This is a genomic window from Tenacibaculum sp. Cn5-46 (genome assembly GCF_022347705.1).
Classification (GTDB): Bacteria; Bacteroidota; Bacteroidia; order Flavobacteriales; family Flavobacteriaceae; genus Polaribacter; species Polaribacter aiptasiae.
Genome location: NZ_JAKRGD010000002.1, coordinates 422,090 through 435,364, shown reverse-complemented (window position 1 = coordinate 435,364; position 13,275 = coordinate 422,090). Strand labels below are relative to the sequence as shown.

Annotated in this window: 10 protein-coding genes; 6 read left to right on the top strand and 4 right to left on the bottom strand. The window is 30.8% G+C overall.

The features are described from left to right. The first annotated feature begins 11 nt into the window (after positions 1 to 11). The gene (gene mscL, locus MHN29_RS05905; RefSeq protein WP_304650939.1) at positions 12 to 422 is read left to right on the top strand and encodes a large-conductance mechanosensitive channel protein MscL; all 411 of its coding nucleotides are present in this window, start codon (positions 12 to 14) and stop codon (positions 420 to 422) included. 59 nt (positions 423 to 481) lie between these two features. On the opposite strand, the gene MHN29_RS05900 is transcribed toward mscL, so the two are convergent. After that, positions 482 to 1,480, bottom strand: a complete 999-nt coding sequence (locus MHN29_RS05900) for a helix-turn-helix transcriptional regulator (RefSeq protein ID WP_235274280.1) — start codon at positions 1,478 to 1,480, stop codon at positions 482 to 484. Between the two features lie 227 nt (positions 1,481 to 1,707). Beyond that, positions 1,708 to 2,298 (bottom strand): carboxymuconolactone decarboxylase family protein, encoded by a 591-nt coding sequence (locus MHN29_RS05895; RefSeq protein WP_150898345.1) that lies wholly within the window; start codon positions 2,296 to 2,298, stop codon positions 1,708 to 1,710. Between the two features lie 119 nt (positions 2,299 to 2,417). On the opposite strand from MHN29_RS05895, the gene MHN29_RS05890 reads away from it, so the two are divergent. Genes MHN29_RS05890 through MHN29_RS05880 form a run of 3 tightly spaced genes read left to right on the top strand, consistent with a single transcriptional unit; the run spans position 2,418 to position 4,949 of the window. Beyond that, positions 2,418 to 2,843, top strand: coding sequence for an OsmC family protein (locus MHN29_RS05890; protein ID WP_235274281.1), 426 nt, complete (start codon positions 2,418 to 2,420; stop codon positions 2,841 to 2,843). An 18-nt stretch (positions 2,844 to 2,861) separates the two neighbouring features. Continuing rightward, complete coding sequence (gene recJ, locus MHN29_RS05885) at positions 2,862 to 4,547, top strand: single-stranded-DNA-specific exonuclease RecJ (RefSeq protein WP_235274282.1); 1,686 nt, start codon at positions 2,862 to 2,864, stop codon at positions 4,545 to 4,547. 57 nt (positions 4,548 to 4,604) lie between these two features. After that, entirely contained in the window at positions 4,605 to 4,949 is a 345-nt protein-coding gene (locus MHN29_RS05880) for a hypothetical protein (RefSeq protein WP_150898342.1), read from the top strand. A gap of 30 nt (positions 4,950 to 4,979) precedes the next feature. Here the strand turns inward: MHN29_RS05880 and MHN29_RS05875 are convergent, their stop codons facing one another. Beyond that, a complete protein-coding gene (locus MHN29_RS05875) occupies positions 4,980 to 6,029 on the bottom strand; it encodes an endonuclease/exonuclease/phosphatase family protein (protein WP_235274283.1) in 1,050 nt (349 codons plus the stop codon). 188 nt (positions 6,030 to 6,217) lie between these two features. On the opposite strand from MHN29_RS05875, the gene MHN29_RS05870 reads away from it, so the two are divergent. After that, a complete protein-coding gene (locus MHN29_RS05870) occupies positions 6,218 to 8,959 on the top strand; it encodes a TonB-dependent receptor (RefSeq protein WP_235274284.1) in 2,742 nt (913 codons plus the stop codon). 18 nt (positions 8,960 to 8,977) lie between these two features. Then, positions 8,978 to 10,978, top strand: a complete 2,001-nt coding sequence (locus MHN29_RS05865; RefSeq protein WP_235274285.1) for a DUF5689 domain-containing protein — start codon at positions 8,978 to 8,980, stop codon at positions 10,976 to 10,978. Between the two features lie 71 nt (positions 10,979 to 11,049). On the opposite strand, the gene MHN29_RS05860 is transcribed toward MHN29_RS05865, so the two are convergent. Next, on the bottom strand, positions 11,050 to 13,122 hold the full coding sequence (locus tag MHN29_RS05860; RefSeq protein WP_235274286.1) for a M20/M25/M40 family metallo-hydrolase: 2,073 nt from the start codon (positions 13,120 to 13,122) through the stop codon (positions 11,050 to 11,052). Positions 13,123 to 13,275: the final 153 nt, after the last annotated feature.

Sequence of the window (13,275 nt, the reverse complement as noted above, 5' to 3'; positions counted from 1 at the left end):
AAACCAAAAATATGGGAATGCTCAAAGAGTTTAAAGACTTTGCAATGAAAGGGAACCTAGTCGACATTGCAGTAGGTTTTGTAATGGGTGCTGCTTTTAATAAAGTAGTAGCTTCTTTTACTGGAGGAATCGTTTCTCCTCTTATTGGACTATTATTTAATGCCGACTTTAAAGACTTAAAGTACATTATAAAAGATGGTGTTGCTGACGAATCTGGAAAAATAACAGGTGAAGTAGCTGTACTTTATGGTGAATTTCTAACTAACTTAATTGACTTTATCATTGTTGCCTTTGTAATGTTTATGATTGTTAAAGCCGTTAATAAGTTAAAGAAAAAAGAAGAACCGGCCCCTGCTCCTCCTAAAGGTCCAACTCAAGAAGAATTATTAGCACAAATTAGAGACTTATTAAAAGATAAATAAGCCACTAAAAGTGAACAAATACTAAAAAAGCACTTGTAATAAATTACAAGTGCTTTTTTTTATATAAATGACATAATAGCCTTTGAATTTATTTGATGTTTTAACTGCTCTATCTTCTCATACATTAATGTAAAAAACATCCTTCTCTCTACCTCTGCACTACCTGATATATTTTGAGAAAATTGTAATTGTTTTTGAAAATACTCATCTACTTCGTTACAAATTATTTTATCCTCAATTCTCATATAAGAAAGAGACGTATAAGGCACTAACAAGCCTTTTTTTGTCTCAGACTTTAAAAATAAAACATGATTAATATTTACCAATTTATTATAGTACAACTCATATTTTAAACCTTTTTTAGAATTCCAGGTTTTGTTCTTGGCTTTATCTTCAATCCTTTCAATAAGCAATAATATCTCATCACATAATTGTAAAGCCTCAGTTCGAGTTATCAATTTAGTTTTATAAAAGTAATATATTGTATGTAAGCAACTATTAATTGTAGTATCACTCCAAACATCAGTTATAGAAACTTCTTTAAATTTTTCTCTGAAACGTTTGGATTCATTTGTAAAAAATTGCTTTTCAATAAATTTACTAAAAGGCTCTATTTTACTTTCTTCTTTTTTAGACAGGAAATTCAGATATACATAAACTCTAAATTTACTATACAATGTATTTACAGGAATATGATAAATTGGAATATTTTTAGCTGTATAATACACTTTTGAATTCTTATCAGACGCATAAGTAGCTACATAAAAAGCTATATCTTTATAAAAATCATTTACACCTTCATAAGTGTTTACATAATCATTTTTAATAATACTTTTAGATAAAGTACTACTAATATTATACAGTTTATTTAATGAAATTTTATAATATTTTGCTAACTCTAACGCTTCTTTAAATGACAATGATGTTTTACCATTTATTCGTCTATAAGCAGCATCATAACTTATATCAAGTACATCAGCTATCTCTTCAGTAAACAAAACATTGTTTGGTAACTTTTCTTTTATAAGATTGAAAAGCTTATCTTTTTCTACACTCATACTTTTTACTCAATAGATTTTTCTTAAAAACCGCAAAAAGAAATTTTTTCTTTTGCATTATTCACAACCACGCTTAACATAAAAACTTATTAATTTGTTTAACAAGCTTATGCTAGGTGATCAGGGGGGAACATCTATTTAAGTAAAAAGAAAGTCTTCTCTTTCCAGAGAGAAGACTTTTGTTTTGCTCTAAAGTACGTAATTTTTAAAATTAAGTCAAGTATCGGTTAAATATGTTTTCCTTTTTCCCAACCATGCTTTCCTAAATACTGTTCTCCACTCTCTACAGCTCCATCTTCAATAGAAGTCCCCATAGAGTCATTCCAACGATTTAGGTATCCAAATAAAGAAATTACACCTAACATTTCTACTATTTCTCCTTCATCCCAATGTTTGTATAATTCTGTCTTAATTTTCTCATCAACCATGTTAGGCACCATAGATGCAGCTAAAGAAAAATCCAATGCCGCTCTTTCAGCATCAGAAAATGCAGGATGAGTTTTATACTCCCAAATATTATCTAATTGCTCTTGTTCAGCTCCATAACGTTCAGCTGCTCTAATAGCATGTGCTTGACAATATCTACAACCTGTAGCATTACTTGAAACCCAAGCAATCATTCTTTTTAAAGCAGATGTTACTCTACCTTCATTAGCCATAACAGCTTTATTCAAATTGATAAAAGCTTTAGAAATGGCTGGTCTACGCTGCATTGTTAAAACTGAATTTGGACAAAACCCTAATGTTTCATTAAAAAACTCAGCTAATTCTTTTGTTTCTAAGTCATGATCTGCTGATAACGGTGTTACTAGTGGCATATATTTTTATTTTTGTTTTTATTAATAACTTTTTGCACTACGTTTGTGTAATAATTCGACTTTCTAAGTCGACAGACACACAAAACAACTTACGCAAGAAACAAAAAAATAATCAAATTATGGCATCACACACAGTCACAACAGTTTGGAAAGAAAACATGCAATTTGAAACCGACAATCCAAGCGGGCATAAAGTTTTAATTGATACTTCAGAAGAAAATGGAGGAAACAATTCTGGTTTAGGTCCAAAAGCCATGATGTTATCATCGCTAGCAGGATGCTCTGGTTTAGATGTTGTATCTTTATTAAAAAAAATGAGAACTTCTGTAAACGATTTTAAAATGGAAGTTACTGGAGAATTAACCGAAGAACACCCTAAATATTACGATAAAGTTACCGTCGATTATCATTTTTATGGAGATAATTTAGATGAAGATAAAATAAATAAAGCTGTTAAATTATCTATAGATAAGTATTGTGGTGTAATGGAAATGTTTAGAAAATTTGCTGAAGTAAAAACTGCCATTCATTTTCACAATAATTAAATTATTAAAAAAATTGCTATGCGTTGGAAATCAAAACCAGAGCCAAACTCTAGTAACGTAAATCAATTAGCTAAAGAACTTGGTGTTAGTAAAGTTCTTGCTAAAATTTTGGTTCAAAGAAACATTGACACTTTTGATAAAGCTAAATTATTTTTTCGTCCTAATTTAAATGATTTACACGATCCTTTTTTAATGAAGGACATGAATATAGCTGTCCAACGAATAGAAGAAGCTATTAAAAAAGGTGAAAACATTTTAGTATACGGCGATTATGATGTTGATGGGACTACGGCTGTTTCTTTAATGTCTTCTTATCTAAAAACTATTCACCCTAACATTTCTACTTATATCCCAGACAGATATAAAGAAGGATATGGTGTATCATATGACGGAATTGATTTTGCTGACGACAATGACTTTTCTCTTATTATAGCTTTAGACTGTGGTATCAAAGCAATAGATAAAGTAGCATATGCTAGTAGTAAAAATATTGATTTTATTATTTGTGATCATCACAAGCCTGGGAACGAAGTCCCAAAAGCTGTTGCTGTTTTAAACCCTAAACAAGTAGATTGTAATTATCCTTATGATGAATTATGTGGTTGCGGAGTTGGTTTTAAACTAATACAAGCATTAGCTTCTAGAAGAGGAGAAACTATTAATGATCTAATTCCTTATTTAGATTTAGTTGCTACCGCTATTGCTGCCGATATTGTTCCTATGACTGGAGAAAACAGAACTTTAACTTATTTCGGTTTACAAGTTATTAACTCCCAACCAAGAAATGGTATTAAAGCAATTATACAACAAACTCAAAAGAAAGAACTTACCATTACTGATGTTGTATTTATTATTGCTCCAAGAATTAATGCTGCTGGTAGAATGAAACACGGTAATTATGCTGTCGAATTACTTACAGAAATGAACCTTGATGCGGCAGTAGAATTTGCAGTCGCAATTGAAAAATTTAATTCAGACCGAAAAGATTTAGACAAAAAAATTACCCAAGAAGCTTTAATACAAATTGAAGAGAATAAAGAAGAAGAGAATTTCACTTCTGTTGTTTTTGATGAATCTTGGCATAAAGGAGTAATAGGTATTGTAGCTTCTCGATTAATTGAAACCTACTATCGTCCTACTTTAGTATTTACCAAAAGCGGAGAAAAACTAGCTGCTTCGGCACGCTCTGTAAAAGGTTTTGATGTATATAATGCTTTAGAACAATGTTCTGAGTTTATAGAACAATTTGGAGGGCATAAATATGCAGCAGGTTTAACACTTCTTCCTGAACAATATGAAAACTTCAAAGCTAAATTTGAAGAGGTAGTTTCTAAAACAATAGACAAGGACTTATTGACACCTGAAGTTAGTATTGATGCTGAAATTGATTTATCTGAAATTACCCCTAAGTTTTATCGAATTATCCAACAAATGGCTCCGTTTGGCCCTCTAAATATGAAACCTGTTTTTTCCACATCATCAGTTAGAGATAATGGATACGGAAAACAAGTTGGAGCAGACAAAACCCATTTAAAACTAAACATTATTTACGGTTCAGATAACAAAACTTATAATGCTATTGGTTTTAATCTTGGTAAAAAAATTAGTTTCATCCAAAATGATTTTGATATTGTTTACACATTAGATCAAAACACTTGGAACAATTATACTTCACTACAATTAGTTTTAAAAGATTTAAGATAATTTTATTTAGACCAAATCTAAATAAAATGTATATTTGTTTCCATAATAATTTTGAATATGGAAAATGTTATAAAAATATACGATAATAATATTGGAATCTCTTTTCGTTGGAAAGGCATGGATTCTAATCTAACACAAATAATATTTAACGATACTGGTTTTCATTTAACTGAAAATGAAATAGAAGAGTTTTTAGAAAAAGTAGTAGATTCAAAACTACAAAGGAATTGTTCTACTTGCATTAAAGGCGAAAACTGTAAGTCTATTTTATTACAAACACCTTCAGAAAAAGTAAGCATGGCCGTTTCTCAAGTTGAACTTGGTCAAATTGATGACTTATTAAAAGGTACACTTTTTCAACTTCGTTTAAATAGTTATTTAGCTGATATATGTAAAAATTAAAAGAGCTTGCAATTGCAAGCTCTTTTAATTTTATTTTTCTTTAATTAAGTACATATATACTGGATAGTGATCGCTATATCCTCCTGTATATCTACCAAAAGAGAAACTTCTAAACGGATATCCTTTATAACGTCCTTTCTTTTGAGTTAAAAATCTTTTATTAAAAATTCCAGATTTAAACATTTTAAAAGAAGAGAAGTCTTTCTCTCCTTTATCTAATAATGGAGAAGAAATAAGAACTTGATCAAAAAGATTGATATTATCTCTATATCCTAATGTATTAAATCCACGACGGAACATGTTTTCATATGGATTATAAATATCTCCTTCATTTACGTTCTTCTTTTTAGCTTTTGTTTTTAATACTGTTTTAAAACTAGAGTTAATAGGATCGTCGTTGAAGTCACCCATAATAATCACTTTTGGGTTTGGATCTGTTTTCTTAATATTCTCTATTATTTGAGTAACTTTATAAGCAGCTTTTTCACGTAAAGGTCTACTTTTAGCTTCTCCTCCTCTACGAGATGGCCAGTGATTTACAATTACATGCACTAACTCATCATCTAAATATCCAGAAACCAAAAGAATATCTCTAGTATATACTTTTCTATTATTTGAATAAATATTAGGATTAAAAGCTTCAAAGTGAATTGGCTTGAAATAACGCTTTTGATATAATAAAGCTACATCGATTCCTCTCTTATCAGGAGAATCAAAATGAATAATACCGTAACGTTTTTTCTTTAGTTTTTCAGTATTAACTAAATCTTCTAAAACTTTTTTATTCTCAACCTCAACAACTCCTAGAATTGCAGGGCTGGTTTTAGCTTTTTCAGCTCCTAATTGAATAATTACATCAGAAAGTTTTTCTAATTTATCTTTATAAACTTCTTCTCGATTTCCTTCCATTTCCATCATAGGGCTAGCCTCATCATTCTTTTCAGGATCATTAACTGTATCAAAAAGATTCTCTAAGTTATAAAAACCTACTGTTCTTATCTTAAACTTCTTAGGTGCTTTTTGAGCAAAAGAAGTTGAAACTACTAATGCAACAATAAAAAGGGATAATATTTTCTTCATTTTATAAAATTTACGGGGCAAAAATAAAACAAATTTTAAGCCAAATAATTTTTTAACATATAAAACCGCTTATTCATAATGTTAACTTAACATTAACCTAATTATAATTTTACTAATTTTGCATCCCTTTTGTCATATTTTTGGCAAGTTGGAATTAACATATTTAAATATTTTATAAACAAACATTTATGAGAAATTTTACGATAACAATGTTGTTGGTATTCTCTGGCTTATTTGCCATGAATGCGCAGAACGTTGTAAAAGGAATCGTAATTAACAGCGATTCTGAAAAACCTCTACAAGGTGTTTCTGTAAGTGTAAAAGAAGCCAATATCAGTAGTACTACTGATGCCAATGGTGCTTTTACATTAAATGGGTTACCAGACGGAAGACAAATTGTAGTTGTATCCCTTAGCGGGTTTGAAACCCAAAACTTCCCTGTTCAATTAGCTGGTAAGACAATCGATTTAGGTACTATAATGATGTATGAAGATATATCAGAGGATCAAGATTTAAGTACCATCACTATTACTGATGATGAGTTAAACGATGATACCAGTGCTGCCGACAACATTTCTGGATTATTACAATCTTCTAGAGATGTGTATTTACGTACTGCTGCTTTTGAATGGAGTTCTTCTTTTTACAGAATTCGTGGTTTAGATTCTGAAAATGGTAAAGTTCTTATCAATGGTATTGAAATGAACAAATTGTATAACGGTCGTCCACAATGGAGTAACTGGGGTGGTTTAAACGATGTTTTACGTAATCAAGAATTCAGTACAGGTTTAACACCTTCTAATTATACATTTGGTGGAGTTTTAGGTTCTACTAATATTAATACAAGAGCTTCTGAATACAGAAAAGGAGGTAGAGTTTCTTATGCTTCTTCAAACAGAAGTTATACACACCGTTTAATGGCAACTTATGCTTCTGGTTTATTAGAAAACGGATGGGCAATTGCTGCTTCTGGTAGTAAAAGGTATGCTGAAGAAGGTTTTGTTGATGGAAGTTTATATAATGCACATTCTATTTTTGTTTCTCTTGAAAAACAAATCAATAACGATCATAGTTTAAACTTAACTGTTATTCAAGCTGAAAATAGAAGAGGTAAGGCAGCTCCTCATACTCAAGAAGTATACGATATAAGAGGTATTAAATATAACTCATATTGGGGATATCAAGCTGGTGAAATTCGTAACTCACGTATTAGAAGAGTTAACGAGCCTATTATTATGTTAAACCACTACTGGAACATTGGTGAATCTACTACATTAAACACTGGTGTTGCTTATCAATTTGGAGAAATAGGTAATAGCCGTTTAGATTTCAATGGAGGAAACAATCCAGACCCTACATATTATAGAAAATTACCAAGTTATTATTTATCTAACCCAAATGGACCAGATTACGAAGGTGCTTACAAAGCTTTAACAAACTTCCAGAACGATGGACAAATCAATTGGGATGATTTATACTTTGGTAATGAAGGTGATAAAGATGATGCTCGTTTTGTTTTATATGAAGACAGAAATGATGATAAGCAATTTACTGCTAATACAATTCTTAATTCAGAATTAACTGACAACATTACTTTAAACGCTAGTTTAGAATACCGTAGATTAAAGTCTGAAAACTTTGCAACTATCATCGATATGTTAGGTGCTAACTTTTATAAAGATGTAAATAACTTTGGAGCTAACTTTGATCAACAACAAAGTAATATTTTAACTCCAGAAAGATTTGTTACTAAAGGAGATCGTTTTAAATACAACTACAACTTAGAGTCTCAAGTTTATGGTGGTTTTGCTCAATTACAATTTAAGTATAACAAAGTAGATTTTTATGTTGCAGGTTCTGCACATAACACATCTCACCAAAGAGAAGGTTTATATCAAAATGGATATTTCCCAACAAATTCTTTAGGTAAATCTGAAAAGTTAAACTTTTTTAACTTTGGAGCTAAAGCAGGAGCTACTTATAAAATTTCTGGACGTCACTTATTAGACTTCAACGGAGGATACCTTACAAAGGCTCCAACAATCAGAAACTCTTTTGCTAATTCAAGAATTAACAACTTAACTGTAGCTGATGTTAGCTCTTTAGATAGTGAGAAAATAATGTCTTTCGATGCTTCTTATATTTTAAGAACTCCATTCATTACTTCTAAATTAACAGGTTACTACACTGATATTAAAGATGCAACTGAGATTTCGTTCTTCTTTGCTGATGGTTTAAATGGTAACTCTTCTGCTTTCATTCAAGAAATTTTAACAGGAATTGATAAGCGTCATATGGGAGTTGAATTTGGTATTGAAGCTCAAGTAACTCCAACTATTAAGTTAAGAGGTGCTGCTAACTACGGTCAGTATACATACAACAACAACCCAGATATCGTAGCTAAATCTGATGATCCAAGTTTCTCTTTTGATAGAAGAAAAGCTTTATTAAAAGATTATAGAGTTGCTGCTGGTCCACAAACAGCTTACTCTTTTGGATTCGATTATAGAGATCCTGATTATTGGTTCGTAGGTGTTACTGCTAACTACTTTGATAACGCATACGTTGATGTATCTCCAATTAGAAGAACTGATAACTTCTCAAATGATATTGACGGACAAGTATTTGCTGATTACGATCCTGTATTAGCAAGACAATTATTAGCTCAAGAAAAATTTGATGACTACTTCACTTTAAATGCTATTGGAGGTAAATCATGGAAAGTAGGAAACAATAAATTCATCAGTATTTTTGCTAGCATAAGCAACATTTTAGGTGAAGAATATAAAACTGGTGGTTTCGAACAAGGAAGAAATGCTAATTATCGTGAATTAAGAGACGATAACGCAAATGGTGCTCCTTCTTTTGGAAACAAGTACTGGTTTGGTAGAGGTACTACTTACTTCTTAAATGTAAATTATAGATTTTAATAAAAACAACATAACAAAATGAAAAATTTAACCTTATATAGAATATTTGCAATTTTATTTGTTGCAATTTCTTTTTCATCATGTGTTAAAGATGGTGATTTCGTTATCCCTAGTGCAGGTGAAGATAAACAATACACAAACTTAAAGTCGTTAAAAGAAATTACTGACTTATATACTGGAGGTGTTTTAGATTTTAACGAGTATATCCAAACTTCTGGAGATACAGAAATTAATACTTATGGGTATGTTATTTCTAACGATAGAGCTGGTAACTTTTACAAGACTTTAATTATTCAAGATAAAATTGAAAACCCAACTGTTGGTTTAGAAGTTAGAATCGATGCTACTAACTTAAACGCGATGTACAACGTTGGTAGAAAAGTATACATTAAACTTAACGGTTTAGCTTTAAGCAAGTACTTTACTACTTTCCAAATTGGTGTTAAGAATGCAGCAGGAACTGGTACTGATAGAATTAAAGATACTGACTATATTGATTACATAGACAGATCTTCTGAAATAGCTAATTTAGTACCTACAAACTTAAAGATTGGAGAAATTACTGATAATCACATCAACACTTTAGTTAAGATTGATGATTTACAGTCTGAGCAAAAAGGATTAACATATGCTGATCCAAACAGTACTTTTTCTGTAAACAGAACTTTCAAAAGCTGTGCTACTTTCGAATCAATCATTATGAGAACAAGTGGTTTCTCTGACTTTAAATCTTTACCTATTCCTGATAAAAAAGGTAGTGTAACTGCTATTTTAAATAAATTTAGTAGTGATTATCAATTATTCATTAGAGATACTAAAGATGTTGATTTTACTCAAGAATATGGTTGTTTCAACAATCCTACTTTAAAAACTTTAGCTGACGTTAAAGCTTTATTCACAGGTAGTGAAACTACAATTACTGAGAGCTATAAAATCAAAGTAGTTATTACTTCTGATCTTGCTAAGAGTAATATTTCTAACAGAAATGCTTTTGCTCAAGATGCATCTGCTGCAATTGCTTTACGTTTTAGTGAAGCTTACAACTTAAATATTGGTGATGAAGTAGAAATCGCTGTTGGTGGATTAAAATTAAGTGAGTACAATGGTTTATTACAATTAAACTTATCAAACTCAGATATTATTGGTAAAACAGCTGGAACTTTACCTGCTCCAGAAGTAATTACTTTTGCACAAGCTTTAACTGGAAATTACGAAAGTAAATTAGTTACAATTGAAGGAGTTCAATTTAAAGATATTACTAAAACTTATTCTGGTTCTAACCTTTTAACTTCAGACTGTACTGATGAGTTAACTACTTATGTTAGATCTGATGCTACTTTTGCTACAACTAATGTTAGCGATAAAAAAGGTTCTATTACTGGTATTATGTCTGATTTTAATGGACCACAAATTTATATAAGAGATGCTTCTGATGTAAACTTTACTGAAGCTTACGCTTGTGGAAGTACTGGTGGTGGAACTGGACCTGTTGATTTATTCTTCTCTGAATATGCTGAAGGTTCTAGTAACAACAAATACTTAGAAATCTACAATCCTTCTACTGAAACTGTAGACTTAACAAAATATGCATTCCCAAGTGTTTCTAACGCTCCTTCAACAGTAGGACAACACGAATTTTGGAATGAGTTTTCTCCAGGTGCTACAATTGCTCCAGGTGGTGTATACATTATAGCTCACCCTTCTGCTGATGCTGCAATCTTAGCTAAAGCAAATCAAACTCACACATACTTAAGTAATGGTGATGATGGTTATGCATTAGTATACGGATCGGAATCTAGTTATACTGTTTTAGACTGGTTAGGTGACTTCAACGGAGATCCAGGTTCTGGATGGGAAGTTGCTGGAGTTGCAAACGCTACTAAAGACCACACGTTAGTTAGAAAATCTTCAGTTGTGAAAGGTAACACTAGCTGGTCTGCTAGTGCTGGAACTGATGCTGCTAACTCAGAATGGGAAGTAAAAGCTCAAGATGACTTTACTTCATTAGGAAGTAGATAATATTTGATTATTATACAATCTAAAAACCCAAGTTTAAAACTTGGGTTTTTTATTTCTAAATAAGATTATCTCTATTTTTTCACAAGCTGTTGTGTATACTTTTTTCCTGTTTTATCTAACGTTATAAAATAAACTCCGGTAGATAAATCCGAAATATTAATTACCTCTTCTTCAACACTCATTGAAACTTCTTTAAGCAACCTTCCTTTTGAATCATAAAGTTTCACTGTTCTATCTTTCCATAGTTCATTAAAAACTTTTATTTTAAAAGAGTTACCTTCTACAGGATTAGGAGAAAACAAAATAACATCTTTATCATTTACCAAAACCTTTTTCTTTGTTTTTGTTTCTCTCTTATTACTATTACAACTTCCTATATTTTTCCATCCAGTGGCTGTTCTTTCATATAATATATTAGAATAAACAACCTTATCCCCTGTTTGATAATTTACCGATGCATCGTAATTAGCAATACCATCACAAATATTAACTAGTGTAGCTTCTGATATAATTACTGAATAATCTTCTACTTCTCCATAATTAAAAGAACCACACGGATTAGGTATTGCATTATAACGCATAGCAACTCTCATTCGAGTTTTTCCTAATTTAGCATTAGCTGGAATTGTAAAAGAACCAGTAACTGGAGTATCTTTTGATGCACTTTTAGTCCAAACTTGTTCCCCTGGATCTTCAAAATCTGCATCTTGATTATAATCTATCCAAACAGCATATCCTTCATTATACACAGTACCAGTCCATTTAGGCGTAACTGTAATTGTATATTGATTATTTTTATTTAATTCTGTAGATAAGCTAGTAAAATCCTGATATCCATTTCCACCATCCGAATTATTATTAATATTTCCTAAAGTAACATTTTGTATGTACTCATCATTTACATTATCTCCTTTTAAACTACAATAAGTTGGTACAACTACACTCCCTTCACTTTTAGCAACTTCAATTAAATATTCCAATCCAAGCTTAGCAAATTTTGCTGCGTGTGTTGCATTTGGTGTAACAGATCTATTAAACGTATCATTTACAGTATGAATATATGGGTTGGAACCACTAAAAGATGCTTCAAAAGGAAATGCCGCATCATAACCTTGCTGTGCCCAACTGTAATGATCTGAGCAACCATAATTACAACGTGTATAATCATAAGTAAATTGATGATTACCTGATGAGTTATATGTATCCATTAATTGAGCTAAAAAAGAATTTAAAGCACTACTATTATAACTATCATCTGAGATATAAACATCTTTGGGTGATCCTTTATAGTTTGTCATATCAAACTGAACATATGAAATTACATTGACGTTTCTACTTTTATAGTCTTGTGCAATTTCTTTAGAACCCCTCAAACCAACTTCTTCTGCGGCATATGCCATAAACTCAATAGTCCTTTGAGGTTTAAAATTCATTTCTAAAAGTACTCTTGCTACTTCAGTAATTGTTGCTATTCCAGAAGCATTATCATCAGCTCCTGGAGCATTCGTTTCTCTCTCAGGGCTTACAGAATCTATATGTCCACCTAAAATAACAAACTCATTAGGAATATCTTTTCCTTCAATTGTCATAATAAGGGAAGGCATTGTAGTACTGTTATGGTTCACTAATTTTACTGAAACATCAGCTCTTCCATTTGCCATTGTTTCCCATTTTTGTTTTAAATCTAAAACAGATTGATTGGCTTTCTGCGTCGTATGATACCTGGTACCATAATTTTCTAACTCAACAATTTGATTCGCTATATTAGTATTATTTACCAATCCAATTGCTTGGTTTACTTTTTGGTTTTCTGAAATACTATAACTAGCTTTTTTTAAACTCTTACCTCTTTGAGCTAATTTTCTAATAGTTTTAATTGCTTCTGCTTCTGACGATTCATAAATAAATCCTGGACCATGAGTTAAAATCATATGATGCAATTTTTCTGCGGCTTTGTTTCCTAACTTCACAGCACTAAATCCATTTAAAGAAGAAATAATTTTAATATCCTTTGGAGCAATTTTTTTTAGTTCTAAGGCATTAGGGGTTTCAATAGTTCCATAAAACATTTTTTCTTGACTATAAATGTTAGAAACTTGAATACATAACAATAATAACGGAATTAATAAGTATGTTTTTTTCATTTTTACGGGGGGTTAAATTAATTATACTTAGAAATAAGCTTATGCTTATAACAATATCTAAGTTACTTAAAATCAGCATCAAAAAACATTTTAAAATGAAAAATATTATTCCAGGATACTAATATTCAATTATTTAAAAACATCGAATCAATT